We start from the raw sequence: 16,117 nt of genomic DNA, 5'->3' as shown, positions 1-16,117 counted from the left end.
CGTGCGCGCAGATTATCCGGAGTACGTCATCGGTGCGTGGCCGGATCTAGGCATCCTGCAGCCGCCGCAGAACGTCGATCAATCCGGGAAGCCTCTCAGTGAGCACTTGCCACACCAAGGCATCGTCAACCGTCGCGTAACCGTGGATGAGGATGTTGCGAAAAGCGACGATTCGCCCGAGATCCGGCACCTGCGCCGCAAGGCCGCTATCCACTTTGGACAGCTGATTCAGCGCCTCACCGATGATTTCGAACTGACGCTCGACCGCCGAGCGCAGCATGGCGTTCGACCGGTAACCGTCGAAGTCCTCGCCCTCACTGAACTTGCTTAGCAGTTCCGCCGCCTTTGAGGCATCCCAAAGGTAAGCGCGAGCATCACGCTGCATAGAGAAGCTCCCGAGTCTCCAGCACCTGCCGCTTGAAGAACGGGTTGCGAATGCTGGTCACGCTGACGAGGTCGACCGGGCGACCCAGCACTCGCTCGAGGCCTTCCTTCAGGTCGAAGTAGTTCCCGAAGTAGTCGAACCCGGGCCCCGCGTCGAACTCGACGAGCACGTCGACATCGCTGGACCGCAGGTCGAACCTGTCACTCACAGCCGAGCCGAACAGATCGAGGCGGCGCACTGAGTTTGCCCGGCAAAGCTCCTCGATCTCACGTTTCTTGAGTTCGATCGACTCGTGCATGATCGCCACCTCCTGAGCATGATTGTGCCTGACCGGATCCCGAAGGTCACGGTGAAGGCCATGACTTCCACGGTCACCGGCCGAGCGCTCAGTTCCCGTACGTCGCCGTCACCGGCGCGTGGTCGGACCAGCGCTGGTCGTAGGACTCGGCGCGCTCGACCACGACGGAGGTGCACCGCTCGGCCAAGCCGGGGGTGGCGATCTGGCAGTCGATACGCCAGCCCGTGTCGTTGTCGAACGCCTTCCCGCGGTACGACCACCACGTGTACGGGCCGGGGCCTTCGGGATCGAGCTTGCGCTGCACGTCGACGTAGCCGGCCTCGCTGAACACGCGACCGAGCCACTCCCGCTCCTCCGGCAGGAAGCCCGAACTCTTCTGGTTCCCGCGCCAGTTCTTCAGGTCGATCTTGTCGTACGCGATGTTCCAGTCGCCCACGACGACGACCTCCCGGCCGCCGGCCTCGGCCTTGGCGCGCAGATCGACGAGATACGGCAGGAACGCCGCCATGAAGCGCTCCTTCTCGTCCTGGCGCGGTGTCCCGACGTCGCCGCTGGGCAGGTACAGGCTCGCGACCACGACGTTCGGCAGGTGGATCTCGGCGTAGCGGCCGCTGTCCTCGAATTCGGGCTCGCCGAAACCGATGCGGACCTCTTCCGGCTCCGCCCGGCTGAAGAGCATGACGCCGTTGCGCCCCTTCTGCACCGATGGCGCGTGCACCACGTGCCAGCCTTCGGGCGCGGCGGCACCGGCCGGGAGCTCCTTGAGCTCGGCCCGCACCTCCTGGCAGGCGACGACGTCCGCCTTCGTCGAGCCCAGCCACTCGACGAAGCCCTTTTTCGCGGCGGCACGGAGGCCGTTGACATTCACAGTGGAGACGGTCAGCACCCTTCGCACGCTACCCGGAGGGTCCGACAGAAACGGCACTGGGAGACTGCGCGCATGAGCGAGCTGACCGTGCTGGGCAGCTGCGGCGCCTGGCCGGAACCCGGCCGGGCCTGCGCCGGCTTCCTCCTGGTCCACGAGGGTTTCAAGGTGGTGCTCGACCTCGGCTACGGCGCCGCGTCACGGCTGTTCGAGTACTGCCCCGAAGGCCGGGTCGACGCGGTGGTGGTGACGCACGAGCATCCCGATCACTGCGCCGACGTGAGCGCGCTCGGCCGGGCCCGCGCGTACGGGCTGCCGGACGAGCCGAGGATCCCGCTGCACTGCACGCCGGGCACGGTGCGACGGCTCGAAGCGATGGAACCGCGACCGCATCCGACGACGATCTTCGACATTCACGAACTCGGCCCGCCGCGCGAGGTCGGGCCGTTCCGGATGACGACGTTCCTGCTCCCGCACCACGTGCCGAACCACGGGGTGCGGCTGACCGCGCCGGGGCTGACCGTCGCCTACACCGGTGACAGTGGGCCCAGCCCGATGCTCGCGGAGCTGGCGCACGACGCCGACCTGCTCATCGCCGACGCCACCCTCCAGGGATCGTCCCCCGACGAGACGCCGCGTCTGGTGTCGACGGCGGGCGAGGCCGGGTACTGGGCCGAGCGTGGGGGTGCCCGGCGGCTGTTGCTCACCCACTTCTGGCCCGGCTCCGACCGCGAGATCTCGGTGGCCGAAGCGCGGAAGGAGTTCAGCGGCGAGGTGCTGGCGGCCGCGGAAGGTGCCCACCTGCGTTTAGCGGGCTAAACGCGATCCCGCAGGCCAGCGCACCCCACTCGCCTTTAGCGGGCTAAACGCGATCCCGCAGGTCAACGCCCACTCGCGTTTAGCGGGCTAAACGCGAAAACGCAGGTCACGGGCCACATTTCGCGCCTTCGACCGGGCGCGCGAACTCGGCCGAAACCCATTTGCCCTCGGCGATCTTGCGGAAGCCGTTCTCGACCACCGGCTGCGCGTCGATCTTCGCGTCCTTGACGTACTTGCCGACGATCTTCTGCCCACCGGGGGCGTCGCGCGCGTTGAGCACGTCCGCCGTCACCACGACCTGGCAACCGGTCGGGCTCGACGCGCTCGACTCCCTGTCCTGTCCCGAGATGGCGACGACGACGATCAACGCCAGTCCGCCGCCGATGAACAAGACCGGTTTCGAGATGGCCATGATGGTCACTCCTCGAACAAGGGAATCGTTTTCCGTCCGGTCCAGAGTGGCAGAAGCCGGGGCGGGCGCCCAGATCCCGGATTGCCTACCACCCGGAGGCGCCAATCCCGCTACCCACCGTCACAGCGCGAAAAGGCCCCCTTCCGCGAGGGAAGGGGGCCTTCAGGCGCTTACGCGGCTCAGCCCTGGGCGATCTTCTTGGCCAGGTTGGCGTCCAGCGTCGCGAGGAACTCCTCGGTGGTCTGGAACGCCTGGTCCTTGCTGATCAGCAGCGCGAGGTCCTTGGTCATCTTGCCGCTCTCGACGGTCTCGACGACGACCTGCTCCAGCTTGTTCGCGAAGCCGATCAGCTCCGGGTTCGAGTCCAGCTTGCCGCGGTGCTCGAGACCACGGGTCCACGCGAAGATGGACGCGATCGGGTTGGTCGAGGTCGGCTTGCCCTGCTGGTGCTGGCGGTAGTGCCGGGTCACCGTGCCGTGCGCGGCCTCGGCCTCGACGGTCTTGCCGTCCGGGGTGCGCAGCACCGAGGTCATCAGGCCCAGCGAGCCGAAGCCCTGCGCGACCGTGTCGGACTGCACGTCACCGTCGTAGTTCTTGCAGGCCCAGACGTAGCCGCCCTCCCACTTCATCGCCGCGGCGACCATGTCGTCGATCAGGCGGTGCTCGTAGGTGATGCCCTTTGCGTCGAAGTCGGCCTTGAACTCGGCCTGGTAGATCTCCTCGAACACGTCCTTGAACATGCCGTCGTAGGCCTTCAGGATGGTGTTCTTGGTCGACATGTAGACCGGGTACTCGCGGTCGAGGCCGTACTGCAGCGAGGCACGCGCGAAGTCCTCGATGGACTTGCGGAAGTTGAACATGCCCATGGCGACGCCGCCGCCCTCGGGGTACTGCGCGACCTGGAACTCCATCGGCTCGGAACCGTCGGCCGGGGTGTAGGTCATCGTCAGCGTGCCCGGACCGGGGACCTTGAAGTTGGTCGCCTTGTACTGGTCACCGTGCGCGTGACGGCCGATGATGATCGGCTTGGTCCAGCCCGGTACCAGGCGCGGGATGTTCTGGATGACGATCGGCTCGCGGAAGATCACGCCGCCGAGGATGTTGCGGATCGTCCCGTTGGGCGAGAGCCACATCTTCTTCAGGCCGAACTCTTCGACGCGCGCCTCGTCCGGCGTGATGGTGGCGCACTTGACGCCGACGCCGTGCTTCTTGATCGCGTTGGCGGAGTCGATGGTGATCTGGTCGTCGGTGCGGTCCCGCTCCTCGATGCCCAGGTCGTAGTACTCCAGGTTCACGTCCAGGTACGGGTGGATCAGCCTGTCCTTGATGAACTGCCAAATGATGCGGGTCATCTCATCACCGTCGAGCTCGACGACGGTGCCCTGGACCTTGATCTTGGCCATGAGCAGCGGTGCTCCTTCCGCGGATCTTCGCGTTCTTCTTCAGTCTCTCCGGTAGCGGTACAAGCGTACTGCTTAACGGTCCTGGATGGTTCCAGTAGTGGTCGGTATCAAGTCTCCACGAGGCGGATGTGTCGGACGTCACCCGGTCGCACGACGGCCATCCGGCCGTCACGGGAACGACGGCGACCGCGTCATCATCGAACCGAACCCGACAATCGGCACGTCGGCCACCGGAAAGGCGGGACCTCATGACCACCGACCCCTACGCCGTGCCACCGCACGGGCAGCAGGCGACACCGGAGCCTTACCTCCAGCCTAGGCAAAGCAGCCGGGCGGTGCCCCGGGTGATCAGTGGTCTCGGCGGTGTCCTGCTCACGCCGGTCGCGCTGAGCGTGACGATCTACGGCGGCTCGCTCCTGCAGCGGGGTTTCTCGCGCTCCCTGTCCATCAGCGACGATCCGCTCGGCATCGTCCTGTTGTTCCTCGGTGGGCTGCTCCTGCTCGGCGTCGCCTTCCTCGGGGCACTGTCCGGGCTCGGGCCGGTGGTGGGCGGACTGCTGTGGGGTGTGCTGCCGGGGGTGGCGTTCCTCCTGAGCCCCCGCGACGTCATGAGCCTCATCTACGACGCCGGCGGCAGCGGGCTCGGCGTCGGGCTGGTGACCTGGCTGGTGATGGGCGCGCTGGTCGGGAGCGGTTTCCTGTTGATCGGGGCGGGTCTGGTCGGCACCCTCTCCCGGCGTCGCTCAAATCGCGTTTAGCGGGCTAAACGCGCTCCGCGAAGATCGAAGTGAACCGAAGGGGGCCGAGGGCCGTAGTCCGGTTAAGGGAGGTGACCCGCCCATGTCATCGCACCGGTACGTCGCGGAGTACGACGACGAGGACTACCAGGAGTACGGCGAGTACGAGCAACCCGAAAACCCGCGAGACCCCCGGAGGCCGTACGAGGACGTCGAGTCGTATGAACCGTACGAGCCTTTCGACGACGACCTGGGCGCCGAAGACCCGCGCGCCGGCCGAGGCGTACGTCGCGTCCTCAGCGGCGCGGGCGGTCTGATCCTGACGCCGGTCGCCCTCGGCCTGCTGGCTTGGGGCGGGCTGCGGCAGCAGATGCTCGTCCAGGCGACGCTCAGCACCCAGCGTGACGTCTTCAGCATCGGCCTGCTCGTGGGCGGCGGGATCCTCCTGCTGGCCGTCGGGCTGCTCGGCGCGCTCTCGGCGACCGGCCCGATCCTCGGCGGTCTCGTCTGGGGCGTCGCACCCGGCGTGGCCACCATCGCCGTCCCGGAGTGGGGTTTCCGGCTGGTGAAACTGCTGCCGCAGAACGATGTCACCTACGGCGTCACGAGCTGGCTGTTCATCGGCGGCCTGCTCGCGACCGGCTTCCTCCTGATCGGCGCCGGCCTCGCGTCGAGACTCGCCCGGAGGCGCCGCTGAGCGGGCTGGGACCATCGGCGCATGGGTCTGTTCACCGTTCCCGAAGCCCGCGCCGAGCTCGCCCGGCTACGCCCGGTGCTCGACGAGCTCGTCCGTCTCCGCGCCGACGCGGCCGAGCTCGCCGCTTCCCTGCGCCCCGGCGGCAGGGAGACCTCGCTCGGCGGAATGCCGGAGTGGAAGGCCGCGCAAGCCCGGTTGGACGATCTGATGACCACCGTCCAGCGGACGGGTGCGGAGCTGAAGGGATTCGCCCCGCTCCTGGTCGACTTCCCCGCCGAGCTCGACGGCGTCGACGTCCTGCTGTGCTGGCTCGAAGGCGACCAGGAACTCTGCTGGTATCACCGCGTCGACCTGGGTTTCGCCGGACGCCGCCGTCTCCCGGATAGGGTCGCGGTCGTGAGCGAGGAGATCGCGGCCGGGCTGTTCGACGGCATCGCCGCCCACTACGACGAAGACACCTTCCACGGCCTCGTGGCCGACGCGCTCGTCGACGGTCTCGGCCGCACGGCACCCGAACGTGTACTCGACGTCGCGACCGGGACCGGAGTGGCCGCGTTCGCCGCGCTGCGCCTGGAGCCGGGCGAAGTGCTGGCGATCGACATCTCGCCGGGCATGATCGCCCAGGCCGAGGCGAAGGCAGCGACCCACGATCCCGGCAAGCGCATCACCTGGCAGGTCGCCTCCGCGGTCCCGGCGCCGGTGGAGGACGAGGGCGCGGACGCCGTGCTGTGCGCCTCTTCGCTGCATTTCCTCGGCGCGGCCGCCCTGCGCGACTGGCTGCGTGCCCTGCGCCCGGGCGGGCGGGTCGGTTTCAGCCTGCCGCTGGCGTCGGCGTTCCGGCCGTCGGAGGCGTTCGCCGCGATCGTCCCCGCCGACCTGAAGCTGCCGGAAACCGAGGACGACGCGGCGGAACTGGCCTCCGAAGCCGGCTTCACCGAGGTGACCGTGAAACGCCTCGACGTCGAGAGCGGGGATCGGGTCCGGTCGGTGTTCGTGGTGCACGCGACCAGGCCCTGAGCCCTACAGCGGCGCGAAGAACGGCACGCACTTCGGCGCGGGCGCGTTCTCCGGGTCGAGCGCCTTGAGGATCAGGCTCGTCACGTTCGGGTCGATCGCCTGGCTCAGATGCCCGGAAACGTCGGAGCCACATTTGTCCTGCAGCACGATGTCGGTCGCGCCCGGCTCGTCCAGCACCCCGCTGGTGTACGGCGTGACCACGAGGTCGTACTTGCTGACGATGCTCGTGTACGTCGGCCCTGGCACCGTCACGCCGTTACGTGCGAGATCGTCGAGGAAGTCCGACGGCGCCAGGTATTCGCGGCACGCCCCGCAGACGCCGTCGGCGAGCAGATCGATGCCGGGCAGGGAGAGCACGGCCTTGGCCAGGCCGGAGAAGCCGTTGAGCGACGTGCCCTTGAAGTTCGAGCCGAAGCCGACGAAATGCTTCACCTTCTCCGCGCCTCCCTCGAATTTGAGGTAGTACGCGGGCATCGTCGTCCCTTCGGAATGCCCGACGATGTCGACCTTGTCCGCGCCGGTGCTCGTTCGCACCCGGTCGACGAACGCGCCGAGTTCGACGGCGCTCTTCCGCATGGAGGCGAGCCCGCCGAACAACTGTCCGCCCAGGACGGTGGCGCCGTAGGTCAGCGAATAGACGCAGTACCCGGCGTCCTTGAGCTTCGGCGCGTGATGGAACCAGTTGGTCGTCGCGTTGCCGCCGAGGCCGTGCACCAGCACGACCGGCTCGGGATGGCTCGCGCTCGGCTTGCACGACCAGTCGTTCCACCCGCTCGACGGCGCCGCGCTCGCCACCGCCGGGGCGGCGATCGTGAACGTCAAGGCCGCGATCAGCGTAGTGAGGATCCGCGAGCGCATCCCTACCTCCGGTTACTCGTCAGTATGTGATGCGAGTCATCATGCGTCACAAACCGACGGCCGGATCCGGGAGAACGACCAGACTTGCCCGCGGCTTCTTGTGATGGATCACAAGGGCAGCAGCACTCGCCGTTCGATCGGGCTGGACATCACGATCGACGTCGTCGTGGCGCCCAGCGCGGACAAGTCCTCCAGCAGTTCTTCCAGGTGGCCGGTGTCGCGCACGGCGATCTTGAGGATCCAGCAGTCCTCGCCCACCACATGGTGCAGTTCGAGGATTTCGGGGCGGTCCATGATCTTCCGGGTGCGCGGATGCCGGACGGTGAACCCGCTGTGCGGCGCCATCCGCACGAACGCCCGCAGCCCGAGGCCGATCCCGGACGGCGAAACGAGCGCGGCGTAGCCGGTGATGGTGCCGTCGGCTTCGAGGCGTTTGACGCGTTCACCGACGGCGGCGGGGCTCAGCGAGACACGTCGCCCGAGTTCGCTCAGGGTGATGCGGCCTTCCTCCTGAAGGAGTTCGAGGAGTCGCCGGTCGATCACGTCCAGTGAGCTTTCAGTCGAACCTCGATTTGACCGAGATTCTTTCAGCGATTCCGCCATTTCACCCATGTTCTCCCCTTCAAACACCCGGATCGCCACCGTAACACTGGCGGACATGAAGAAAGTGCTCGTTCTCGGCGGAAGCCGGTACTTCGGCCGCGGGGTGGTCGAGCGGCTGCGCGATGCCGGGATGGACGTCACCGTCCTCAACCGCGGCTCCACCCCCGCGCCGTCCGGCGTCGCCCACCTGATCGCCGACCGCGACGACGAAGCCGGGCTCAAGGCCGCGCTGGGTTCCCGTTCTTTCGACGTCGTGCTCGACCAGGTCTGCTACACGCCGGTCCAGGCGGAAATCGCGCGCCGCGTCCTGCGCGCGGACCGGTACGTGATGACGTCCACGATCGAGGTCTACGACCAGATCCGGGCCGAGACCCCGATGGCCGAATCGCTGCTCACTCCGGCGACCGCCGAGCTTCCTGAGTACGACTACGGCGAGGGCAAGCGCCAGGCCGAGGCGGTCTTCGCGCGCGGAGACACGCCTTTCGTTTCGGTGCGCGTCGCCCACGTCCTCGGTGGCGAGGACTTCACCGGGCGGCTGCGGCATTACGTCGAACGGCTGGACGCCGGCGACGCCGTGGACATCCACGCGGATCCGCGACCCTCGACGTTCATCCACGCGCGTGAGATCGCGGACTTCCTGACCTGGGCCACGCTCGCGGACTTCACCGGTCCGGTCAACGCCGGTTCGCACGGCGAGCTTTCGGCACTCGATCTCGCCGCCGCCATCAGCGCCGAGCCCCGGTTCCGGGTCGTCGACCGGGACGCCTCGCCGTTCTCGTTCGACCGCTACGCCGTCTTGGACACCTCTCGCGCGACCGGTCTCGGCTTCTCCTTCTCCACCACCGCCGACTGGCTCGGCGAAGCCGTCGAAGAACTCAGAAAGGCTTGACCCACATGCGTTACCGCATCATCGGAGACGTCGAAGTGAGCGCGATCGGCCTTGGCGCGATGCCGCTGTCGATCGAGGGCCGTCCGGATCGGGATCGCGCGATCGCCACGATCCACGCCGCGCTCGACGCCGGGGTCACGTTGATCGACACGGCCGATTCCTACCACTGGCACGCGGACGAAATCGGCCACAACGAAGAGCTGATCGCCGAAGCTTTGGCCTGCCACCGCGGCTCGGACCCGGTGCTCGTCGCGACCAAGGGCGGCCGTGGCCGTCCCGGCGACGGCTCGTGGACCGTCACCGGGACTCCCACGCACCTCAAGAACGCCTGCGAGGGCTCGCTCAAACGGCTCGGTGTCGACGCGATCGGGCTCTACCAGCTGCACAAGCCCGACGAGAACGTGCCGTGGGCGGAGTCCGTCGGCGCGATCAAGGAGCTGGCCGACGAAGGCAAGATCCGGCTCGCCGGGATCTCCAACGTGTCGCGGGCACAGATCCTCGAAGCACGGGAGATCCTCGGCGACACACTGGTTTCGGTGCAGAACGAGCACGCGCCCGCGCAGCTGGCGCACGAACCCGAGCTGGCGCTGTGCACCGAACTCGGGCTCGCGTATCTGCCGTGGGGCCCGCTCCGCGGCATCGGCGGGGAATTCCATTCCGTGGCCGAGGAATACGGCGTCAGTCCCCAGCGGGTGTGCCTGGCCTGGCTGCTCGCGAAATCGCCGTCGATGATCGCGATCCCCGGCTCGACGAGGCCCGCCACGATCCGCGATTCGGCGGCCGCGGCCGAGCTCGTGCTCACCGCCGCCGACCTGGCCCGCCTGCCGTGATCAGGCGCTGGCGACCAAGGTCACGCCGAGCGCGATCATCGTCGCGGCGACCAGGCCGTCCAGCACCCGCCACGACGACGGTTTGCGGAAGAACCCGCTGAGCAGCCGCGCGCCGAAACCGAGCGCGAGGAACCAGAGCACGCTGGCCGACACGGCACCGACCCCGAACGCCCATCGGTCGCTGCCGTGCCCGGCGGCGACCGCGCCGAGCAGGAGGAGGGTGTCGAGGTAGACGTGCGGGTTCAGCCAGGTGATCGCCAGGGTGGTCAGCACGATGCGGCGCAACGATCCGCCGGTCTCCGGGCCGCCGGTTTCCAGCGCGGCAGGCTTGAACGCGCGACGGGCCGCGAGAGCGCCGTAGCAAAGCAGGAAGGCACCGCCGATCAGGGCGACGACGGTCAGCGCTTCGGGTGACGTCCCCACCAGCGCGCCGACCCCGCCGACGCCGAGGCTGACCAGGATGGCGTCCGAGAAGATGCAGATCAGCACCACCACGAGGACCGCCTCACGACGGATGCCCTGGCGCAGCACGAACGCGTTCTGCGCGCCGATCGCCACGATGAGGGCCATGGTGGCGCCGAATCCGGCACCCAGGCTGAACAGAACGTCTCCCATACGGACCAGGCTAGGAAGCCGATCGTCAACAGTACAGCTAAAGATTCTTACGTAAGATTAGCGTTCGTGATGACAGATCTGCCGCTCGACCTGGTTCGCACGCTGCTGGTGGTCGCCGACGAAGGCACGTTCGACGCGGCGGCCTCGGCGCTGCACGTGACCCCGTCGGCGATCAGCCAGCGGGTCAAGGCGCTCGAACAGCGCACCGGCCTCGTCCTGCTGATCCGCACGAAACCGGTGCGCCTGACCGAATCCGGGCAGGCGGTGGTGCGGTTCGGCCGCCAGCTGGCCCTGCTGGAGGCCGACACCCGGGCCGAACTCGGGCTGACCGCCGGCGACGAACCGGTCCGGCTGCCGATCGCGGTCAACGCGGATTCGCTGGCGACGTGGTTCCTGCCCGCGCTCACGCGGGTGCCGCCCGAGCAGAAGATCTGCTTCGAACTGCATCGTGAGGATCAGGACCACACCACGACCCTGCTGAGGGAAGGCCTGGTGATGGCCGCCGTGACGTCGTCACCCGATCCGGTCGCGGGGTGTTCGGTGCACCGGCTCGGGCATATGCGCTACCTGGCCGTCGTGAGCCCGGCGCTCGGCACGGATCTCGACCTCGCCGAAGCACCCGTCGTCGTCTTCGACCGCCGTGACGACCTTCAAGACCGCTTCGCTCGCGAGCGCGGCACACTCGCGAGCCCGCTGCGGCACTACGTCCCGTCGTCCGAAGGGTTCTTCGACGCCGTCGCGGCCGGAATGGGCTGGGGCATGGTGCCGCTCGCGCAGATCGGCGACCGCCTGCGCGACGGCACCTTCCTCTGCCTCGACCCGGATCACCCGATCGACGTACCGCTGTTCTGGCAGCAGTGGAAACTCGACTCCCCCGCGCTGGCGGCGGTGTCGGAGGCCGTCACCACGGCCGCCGCGGACCTGCTAGGCGCTGTCCTGTGAGGCTGTTCGATGGGCTTCGTGATCCAGGTGCTTCCTGGCGGTGCGGGCGGATCGGCCTCGTACCGGGTCGTACTCGGCCGCATCCGCCCGTGCCACCAGGGACCACCTGGGCGCGAAGACCGCGAACAGACTCACAGGACAGCGCCTAGGACCCACACGGATGAGGACGCGCGTACCGGCCCGGTCGTGAGATCCTGGGCGCATGACGCGCGCATTGCACCTGGTCGGAGACGAGGAAGCGGACCGGCTGCTCACCGAAGACCCGTTCGCGCTGCTCGTCGGGATGCTCCTCGACCAGCAGTTCCCGATGGAACACGCGTTCCGCGGCCCGCAGAAGATCGCGGACCGGATGGACGGTTTCGATATCAAGAAGATCCACGCGATGGACACCGAGACCTTCGTCGAACTGTGCGTGGTCCCGCCCGCGATCCACCGCTACGGCGGCTCGATGGCCCGCCGGGTGAAGGATCTCGCCCAGCATGTCGTCGAGGTCTACGACGGTGACGCGGCCGGCATCTGGACCGCCGGACGGCCCAAGCCGGACGGCCCCGAAGTCCTCAAACGGCTCAAGGCGCTGCCCGGCTACGGCGACCAGAAGGCCGCGATCTTCCTCGCGTTGCTCGGCAAACAGCTCGGCGTGCAGCCCAAGGGCTGGCGCGCGGCCGCGGGCGCGTACGGCGACCGTGGTTCACGGCGTTCGATCGCCGACGTCGTCGACGCGAAGACCCTCGGCGAGGTACGCGCGTTCAAGAAGGCGGCGAAGGCGGCCGCCAAGGCTCCGGCGAAGTAGCTACTTCTTCCCGGCTCCCGGCCACGGTCCCGGCGTCTCGGCGGGCAGTTCGGCCTGCTCGACCTCGGTGCGGAACAGCCGGAAGCCGCGCGCCTGGTAGTTCTTGAGCGCGGCCGGGCCATCGGTGGTGCAGGTGTGGACCGTGACGCGGCGCGTCGGCGTCTTGCCCGGCCAGCGCTCCGCGAGCGCCCACGCCTCCCGCAGCGCGACGGTCAGCAGATGCCCTCCGAGGCCCTTGCCCACGAAGGACGACATCAGGCCGAAGTACGCGAGTTCCACTTCGCCCTCGACAGTGCCGTCGAGCTCGAAGTAACCGCACGGCGTCCCCTGCGCGTACGCCACCCAGGTCTCGACGCCCGGCCTGTCCAGCCACTCGATCCACTGATCCCACGACCAGCCGAGCCGGTCGATCCAGAACCAGTCGCCGCCGACGGCGGTGTAGAGGTAGCGGTTCAGCTCCGGGCTGACCAGCTCGGCACGGGTGACCGTCACCGGGACGGCGGGCGGCCTCGCCGCGCTCAAATCGTCCGGCGAGGTCTGTTCGAGGTGCCAGGTCGTGATCTCCATACGGCGATCATTTCAGCCAGACCCGCAGCGGTCCCAGAGCCGTGTAGCCGTTACGGAGGGCGGCGTCGAGATCTTCGCCGCGTTCGTATCCCGTGATCGGCAAGCCGGGGAAGCTCGCCGCGACGGCCGAGGTCGCACCGCGCCATGCCTCGTCCAGATCGCCGTGAGTGTACAAATTGGACAGTCCGGCGAAGCCGCCGTCCCGATTGGCCGTCACCCCGGCGACGCCGTTCGACCACACGGCGACGGACGGATCGTCGAACTGGTCGCCGACTCGGGCCCAGCCCGGTTCGAGCGGCACATCGGCCATCCGCGCGATCCACGTGGCCTCGAAGAGCACCTCGAAACCTTCGCGCGCGAGATCCAGGCAGCCGAAGCTGTCCTTCACCGCGCAACCCGGCGAGGTATCGATCCCCTCCAGCACCTCTGCCGCCGTCGCGTCCGGGACCAGGGTCACCGCGTCGGGATACAGCGGCGGTGTCCGGGTCGCCGACTTCCAAACACGGGTGGTGAAGACGCCCGTCCGGCACACCACATCGCACCAGCGGGCGTTGACGCGCGCGGCGTCGGCTACACCCGCGCGAACCACAGCACGTCCGGTTCTCCTTGCGGCACCGGGATCTTCAGCTCCCGCACCTCGCCGAACCGCGCCCGCAGCCGTTTCGCGAAGGACGGCACGGACTCGGCGCTCCACACCGCGAGCACCCCGCCCGGCCGCAACCGTTCGGTGAGCATGTCGAGCCCGTCGTCGGAATACAGCTTCGCGTTGCCGTCGGTGACCGTCCACTCAGGACCGTTGTCGATGTCCAGGCACAGCGCGTCGAACCGTTCTTCCGTCCGGCTCAACCACTTCACCAGATCGGCCTCGACCACGGTGGCCCGTTCGTCGGACAGGGCGTCGTCGTGGACGTCCTTGAGCGGGCCCTCGCGGTTCCAGCCGATCACGGCGGGCTCCCGCTCGACGACCACGATCTCGCCGACGCCTGGGTGGTCGAGCGCGGCGCGCAGCGAATAGCCGACGCCGAGACCGCCGATCAGCATCCGCGCCTTGCCCGGCACCAGATCCGCCGCCACCGAGACGAGCAACCGTTCGGATTCACCGTTACGGGTGTCCATCAGGAAGACGCCGTTGGCGATGACCTCGAAATCGTCACCCGCCCGGCGGAGCACCAATTCGCCGCTCTTCCCGGCCACCTTGTCGAGTACGTCGGTCATCCGGGCAGCCTATCGGCGACGGTCACAGCAAGCCCGCCAATTTGTACAGCACCAGGCTGCCCGCGACGGCGACGTTGAGGCTCGCGCCGGTGCCCACCATCGGGATTTCGACGACGGTGTCGAGAAGGTCGAGCGCGTCCGGCGGAATCCCCTGCTGTTCGTGGCCGAGCACGGCGATCGTCCGGCCGCGCGCGGGTGGGAGATCGGCGAGGCGCACGGCTTCGTCGGCGAGTTCGACGCCGACGATCGCCGTGCCCGCCGCCTTCTCCCGCATCAGCCAGCCGGGTGGATCGTGCACCCAGTGCACACAAGCCGGACGCCGCAACGTGTTCCCGCGGCGCAGCGCCTCCGGCACCCAGGGAAACCTCGGCACGGCAAGGCAAGCGCCCACGGCGTCGCAGGTCCGCAGCAGGGTGCCGAGATTCGCGCCGTGCAGCGGCCACAGCGGTGCCGCGACGAGATGGCCCCAGCAGGAATGGGATTTCCTTCTTCTGGCCGCACGCAGCTCCGCGGGCGTGCGGACCCGGATCGACGGGCTCACCGGAGGTGAGGCGTCGCGCCTCCAAGGATTTCGAGGATCATGCCGACACTGTAGCGGGATCAGTCCGACGCTCCTAACCTTGAAACGTCGGAGGTGATTCTCATGCAGGCGACCGTCGGAGACGAAATCCACGTGCACGGACGCACGGTCGGCTCGGCCGAACAGCACGGCGAGATCCTCGAGGTACGCGGCGAACACGGTGCTCCGCCGTATCTCGTCCGGTTCGCGGACGGACACGAAGGGCTGGTCTTCCCCGGCCCCGACTGCGAAGTCCAGACGCGCGCCGAGTAGCCGTCACTCGGCCATGGCGGGCTGCTTCACGCGGCTCCGCCAGCCCGCCACGACCACGACCGCGCCGATCGCGGTCAGCACCGCCGCGATCTCGGGCAGCAGGAGCGGCCCGCCGCCGCTGAGCACCGCTCCCCCGACCAGGCCGGAGAGGCCGACGCCGAGGTAGATCGCGGACGCGTTGAGCGAGAGCACGAGTCCGGCGTTCTGCTTGGACAGCTCGATCAGCCGGTGCTGGATCGGCGGGTTCACCGACCAGGTGGCCAGACCCCAGAGGAAGAGGACGACGGCCGCGCCCGCGACGGTGGTCGCCACCAGCGGAAGCATCGCGAGCACCACGGTGATCCCGCCGAACACGATCAGCAGCGGTCCCCTGGCGCCCCAGCGGTCGGTCGCGCGGCCGCCGATGATGTTGCCGAGCGCGCCGCCCGCGCCGTAGACGAACAGCAGCAGGCTGACCGTCGTGCCGTGGATACCCGCGGTGGCCGACAGGACCGGCGAGATGAACGTGTAGACGGAGAACGCGGCGAGGCAGCCGAGCACGGTCGCGCCGAGCATGGCGAGCACGCGCGGGTCCTTGGCGACGGTGAACCGTTCGGCCAGCCGGACCGCGGGCGGCGCCGGGACGGCGGGCAGGACCAGCCGGACGGCGAAGGCGCCGAGAAGCGAGAAGGCCGCGACGAGCGCGAAGACGGCCTGGTAGCCGACGCTCTGCGAAAGGACGCTGCCGAGCGGGACCCCCAGGATCGTCGCGACGGTGAGCCCGCCGAAGACGAGCGCGACCGCGCGGCCACGGCGTTCCGGCGAGGTGAGTTCGGCGGCGACGGCACTCGCGGCCGGTGTGAAGACCGCCGCGCCGATCGCGGTGACGACCCGCGCGAGGAGCAGGGTCACGTAACCGGGCGCGAGGGCGGCGAGGGCGTTGCCGATGGCGGTGACGACGAGCGCGGCGACCAGGAGGGTGCGGCGTTCCCAGCGGCCCGTGACCGCGGCGAACAGTGGCGAGCCGACCGCGTACGCGATGGCGAAGGCGGTGACCAGCTGGGCGGCGGCCGTCTCGGAGACCGCGAGCTCGCCGGTCAGCGCCGGCAGCAGCCCCGCGACGACGTAGCCGCTGGTGCCGACCGCGAAGGTGCCGAGCGCCAGCACCGCGGTCCTGGGTGGTGCGAAAGTCATGACTCCCCAGCTCCAGACCCCGCGGACCGCGTTTAGCCCGCTAAACGCAGGTCGGCGCCGGATCGCGTTTAGCCCGCGAAAGGCGACACGGGGTCGTTGTTCGATGGTTGTCGTAGTTCGATGGTGACCGTACTACGAACTCGCGGGAAGTTCGAGGGGCGTCGTACTAT

At 68.6% G+C, this 16,117-nt stretch carries 22 protein-coding genes; 9 read left to right on the top strand and 13 right to left on the bottom strand.

The features are described from left to right. Positions 1-46: 46 nt before the first annotated feature. The 3 genes from ACFWIW_RS32595 to ACFWIW_RS32585 form a co-directional block, all read right to left on the bottom strand. The gene (locus ACFWIW_RS32595) at positions 47-385 is read right to left on the bottom strand and encodes a DUF86 domain-containing protein (protein ID WP_378371989.1); all 339 of its coding nucleotides are present in this window, start codon (positions 383-385) and stop codon (positions 47-49) included. Next, positions 375-683 (bottom strand): nucleotidyltransferase family protein, encoded by a 309-nt coding sequence (locus ACFWIW_RS32590; RefSeq protein WP_378371988.1) that lies wholly within the window; start codon positions 681-683, stop codon positions 375-377. The genes ACFWIW_RS32595 and ACFWIW_RS32590 overlap by 11 nt, the downstream gene beginning before the upstream one ends. 88 nt (positions 684-771) lie before the next feature. Beyond that, the gene (locus tag ACFWIW_RS32585; protein WP_378371987.1) at positions 772-1,578 is read right to left on the bottom strand and encodes an exodeoxyribonuclease III; all 807 of its coding nucleotides are present in this window, start codon (positions 1,576-1,578) and stop codon (positions 772-774) included. Between the two features lie 45 nt (positions 1,579-1,623). On the opposite strand from ACFWIW_RS32585, the gene ACFWIW_RS32580 reads away from it, so the two are divergent. Then, positions 1,624-2,367, top strand: a complete 744-nt coding sequence (locus tag ACFWIW_RS32580) for an MBL fold metallo-hydrolase (protein WP_378371986.1) — start codon at positions 1,624-1,626, stop codon at positions 2,365-2,367. Between the two features lie 106 nt (positions 2,368-2,473). Here ACFWIW_RS32580 and ACFWIW_RS32575 read toward each other — a convergent pair whose 3' ends face one another. Then, on the bottom strand, positions 2,474-2,779 hold the full coding sequence (locus ACFWIW_RS32575) for an SH3 domain-containing protein (protein ID WP_378371985.1): 306 nt from the start codon (positions 2,777-2,779) through the stop codon (positions 2,474-2,476). Between the two features lie 179 nt (positions 2,780-2,958). Further along, complete coding sequence (locus ACFWIW_RS32570) at positions 2,959-4,182, bottom strand: NADP-dependent isocitrate dehydrogenase (RefSeq protein ID WP_378371984.1); 1,224 nt, start codon at positions 4,180-4,182, stop codon at positions 2,959-2,961. A gap of 248 nt (positions 4,183-4,430) precedes the next feature. Here ACFWIW_RS32570 and ACFWIW_RS32565 point away from each other — a divergent pair, with 248 nt between their 5' ends. From ACFWIW_RS32565 to ACFWIW_RS32555, 3 genes are all read left to right on the top strand, one after another. After that, on the top strand, positions 4,431-4,940 hold the full coding sequence (locus ACFWIW_RS32565) for a hypothetical protein (RefSeq protein ID WP_378371983.1): 510 nt from the start codon (positions 4,431-4,433) through the stop codon (positions 4,938-4,940). Positions 4,941-5,022: 82 nt separating this feature from the next. Beyond that, a complete protein-coding gene (locus ACFWIW_RS32560) occupies positions 5,023-5,616 on the top strand; it encodes a hypothetical protein (RefSeq protein ID WP_073847406.1) in 594 nt (197 codons plus the stop codon). A gap of 21 nt (positions 5,617-5,637) precedes the next feature. Beyond that, complete coding sequence (locus ACFWIW_RS32555) at positions 5,638-6,633, top strand: DUF2203 family protein (RefSeq protein WP_378371982.1); 996 nt, start codon at positions 5,638-5,640, stop codon at positions 6,631-6,633. 3 nt (positions 6,634-6,636) lie between these two features. Here ACFWIW_RS32555 and ACFWIW_RS32550 read toward each other — a convergent pair whose 3' ends face one another. Beyond that, positions 6,637-7,491 (bottom strand): esterase/lipase family protein, encoded by an 855-nt coding sequence (locus ACFWIW_RS32550; RefSeq protein WP_378371981.1) that lies wholly within the window; start codon positions 7,489-7,491, stop codon positions 6,637-6,639. A 108-nt stretch (positions 7,492-7,599) separates the two neighbouring features. After that, positions 7,600-8,034, bottom strand: coding sequence for an Lrp/AsnC family transcriptional regulator (locus ACFWIW_RS32545; RefSeq protein ID WP_378371980.1), 435 nt, complete (start codon positions 8,032-8,034; stop codon positions 7,600-7,602). A 115-nt stretch (positions 8,035-8,149) separates the two neighbouring features. On the opposite strand from ACFWIW_RS32545, the gene ACFWIW_RS32540 reads away from it, so the two are divergent. Then, positions 8,150-8,983 (top strand): NAD-dependent epimerase/dehydratase family protein, encoded by an 834-nt coding sequence (locus tag ACFWIW_RS32540; RefSeq protein WP_378371979.1) that lies wholly within the window; start codon positions 8,150-8,152, stop codon positions 8,981-8,983. 5 nt (positions 8,984-8,988) lie between these two features. After that, a complete protein-coding gene (locus ACFWIW_RS32535) occupies positions 8,989-9,813 on the top strand; it encodes an aldo/keto reductase (RefSeq protein ID WP_378371978.1) in 825 nt (274 codons plus the stop codon). Here ACFWIW_RS32535 and ACFWIW_RS32530 read toward each other — a convergent pair whose 3' ends face one another. Beyond that, the gene (locus ACFWIW_RS32530) at positions 9,814-10,428 is read right to left on the bottom strand and encodes a LysE/ArgO family amino acid transporter (protein WP_378371977.1); all 615 of its coding nucleotides are present in this window, start codon (positions 10,426-10,428) and stop codon (positions 9,814-9,816) included. A 66-nt stretch (positions 10,429-10,494) separates the two neighbouring features. Here ACFWIW_RS32530 and ACFWIW_RS32525 point away from each other — a divergent pair, with 66 nt between their 5' ends. After that, positions 10,495-11,370 carry a LysR family transcriptional regulator ArgP gene (locus tag ACFWIW_RS32525; protein ID WP_378371976.1) on the top strand — a complete coding sequence of 292 codons (876 nt, stop codon included), beginning with the start codon at positions 10,495-10,497 and terminating at the stop codon, positions 11,368-11,370. A gap of 202 nt (positions 11,371-11,572) precedes the next feature. Then, entirely contained in the window at positions 11,573-12,160 is a 588-nt protein-coding gene (locus ACFWIW_RS32520; RefSeq protein WP_016331228.1) for an HhH-GPD-type base excision DNA repair protein, read from the top strand. Here the strand turns inward: ACFWIW_RS32520 and ACFWIW_RS32515 are convergent, their stop codons facing one another. The 4 genes from ACFWIW_RS32515 to ACFWIW_RS32500 are packed head-to-tail and all read right to left on the bottom strand — an operon-like array spanning position 12,161 to position 14,483. Beyond that, positions 12,161-12,727, bottom strand: a complete 567-nt coding sequence (locus ACFWIW_RS32515; protein ID WP_378371975.1) for a GNAT family N-acetyltransferase — start codon at positions 12,725-12,727, stop codon at positions 12,161-12,163. It lies immediately after the preceding gene. A gap of 7 nt (positions 12,728-12,734) precedes the next feature. Further along, positions 12,735-13,316 (bottom strand): hypothetical protein, encoded by a 582-nt coding sequence (locus ACFWIW_RS32510; protein WP_378371974.1) that lies wholly within the window; start codon positions 13,314-13,316, stop codon positions 12,735-12,737. Continuing rightward, positions 13,298-13,942 (bottom strand): spermidine synthase, encoded by a 645-nt coding sequence (locus ACFWIW_RS32505; RefSeq protein ID WP_378371973.1) that lies wholly within the window; start codon positions 13,940-13,942, stop codon positions 13,298-13,300. The genes ACFWIW_RS32510 and ACFWIW_RS32505 overlap by 19 nt, the downstream gene beginning before the upstream one ends. Before the next feature lie 22 nt (positions 13,943-13,964). Beyond that, complete coding sequence (locus ACFWIW_RS32500) at positions 13,965-14,483, bottom strand: TrmH family RNA methyltransferase (protein ID WP_378371972.1); 519 nt, start codon at positions 14,481-14,483, stop codon at positions 13,965-13,967. A gap of 102 nt (positions 14,484-14,585) precedes the next feature. Here ACFWIW_RS32500 and ACFWIW_RS32495 point away from each other — a divergent pair, with 102 nt between their 5' ends. Further along, on the top strand, positions 14,586-14,774 hold the full coding sequence (locus ACFWIW_RS32495) for a DUF1918 domain-containing protein (protein WP_125680051.1): 189 nt from the start codon (positions 14,586-14,588) through the stop codon (positions 14,772-14,774). 3 nt (positions 14,775-14,777) lie between these two features. Here the strand turns inward: ACFWIW_RS32495 and ACFWIW_RS32490 are convergent, their stop codons facing one another. Then, a complete protein-coding gene (locus tag ACFWIW_RS32490) occupies positions 14,778-15,947 on the bottom strand; it encodes an MFS transporter (RefSeq protein WP_378371971.1) in 1,170 nt (389 codons plus the stop codon). Positions 15,948-16,117 lie beyond the last annotated feature (170 nt).

Origin of the sequence: Amycolatopsis sp. NPDC058340, from assembly GCF_042723975.1 — a bacterium.
Taxonomy (GTDB): Bacteria; Actinomycetota; Actinomycetes; order Mycobacteriales; family Pseudonocardiaceae; genus Amycolatopsis.
Note: the sequence above shows the minus strand (reverse complement) of the source record. Positions and strands in the feature narration are given on the sequence as shown.

Bases quoted from the DNA above. Each gene is read 5' to 3' on its own strand.
- ACFWIW_RS32595 (WP_378371989.1), bottom strand. From the start codon at position 385: ATGCAGCGTGATGCTCGCGCTTACCTTTGGGATGCCTCAAAGGCGGCG.
- ACFWIW_RS32590 (WP_378371988.1), bottom strand. From the start codon at position 683: ATGCACGAGTCGATCGAACTCAAGAAACGTGAGATCGAGGAGCTTTGC.
- ACFWIW_RS32580 (WP_378371986.1), top strand. From the start codon at position 1,624: ATGAGCGAGCTGACCGTGCTGGGCAGCTGCGGCGCCTGGCCGGAACCC.
- ACFWIW_RS32575 (WP_378371985.1), bottom strand. From the start codon at position 2,779: ATGGCCATCTCGAAACCGGTCTTGTTCATCGGCGGCGGACTGGCGTTG.
- ACFWIW_RS32570 (WP_378371984.1), bottom strand. From the start codon at position 4,182: ATGGCCAAGATCAAGGTCCAGGGCACCGTCGTCGAGCTCGACGGTGAT.
- ACFWIW_RS32565 (WP_378371983.1), top strand. From the start codon at position 4,431: ATGACCACCGACCCCTACGCCGTGCCACCGCACGGGCAGCAGGCGACA.
- ACFWIW_RS32560 (WP_073847406.1), top strand. From the start codon at position 5,023: ATGTCATCGCACCGGTACGTCGCGGAGTACGACGACGAGGACTACCAG.
- ACFWIW_RS32555 (WP_378371982.1), top strand. From the start codon at position 5,638: ATGGGTCTGTTCACCGTTCCCGAAGCCCGCGCCGAGCTCGCCCGGCTA.
- ACFWIW_RS32550 (WP_378371981.1), bottom strand. From the start codon at position 7,491: ATGCGCTCGCGGATCCTCACTACGCTGATCGCGGCCTTGACGTTCACG.
- ACFWIW_RS32540 (WP_378371979.1), top strand. From the start codon at position 8,150: ATGAAGAAAGTGCTCGTTCTCGGCGGAAGCCGGTACTTCGGCCGCGGG.
- ACFWIW_RS32535 (WP_378371978.1), top strand. From the start codon at position 8,989: ATGCGTTACCGCATCATCGGAGACGTCGAAGTGAGCGCGATCGGCCTT.
- ACFWIW_RS32530 (WP_378371977.1), bottom strand. From the start codon at position 10,428: ATGGGAGACGTTCTGTTCAGCCTGGGTGCCGGATTCGGCGCCACCATG.
- ACFWIW_RS32520 (WP_016331228.1), top strand. From the start codon at position 11,573: ATGACGCGCGCATTGCACCTGGTCGGAGACGAGGAAGCGGACCGGCTG.
- ACFWIW_RS32515 (WP_378371975.1), bottom strand. From the start codon at position 12,727: ATGGAGATCACGACCTGGCACCTCGAACAGACCTCGCCGGACGATTTG.
- ACFWIW_RS32505 (WP_378371973.1), bottom strand. From the start codon at position 13,942: ATGACCGACGTACTCGACAAGGTGGCCGGGAAGAGCGGCGAATTGGTG.
- ACFWIW_RS32495 (WP_125680051.1), top strand. From the start codon at position 14,586: ATGCAGGCGACCGTCGGAGACGAAATCCACGTGCACGGACGCACGGTC.
- ACFWIW_RS32490 (WP_378371971.1), bottom strand. From the start codon at position 15,947: ATGACTTTCGCACCACCCAGGACCGCGGTGCTGGCGCTCGGCACCTTC.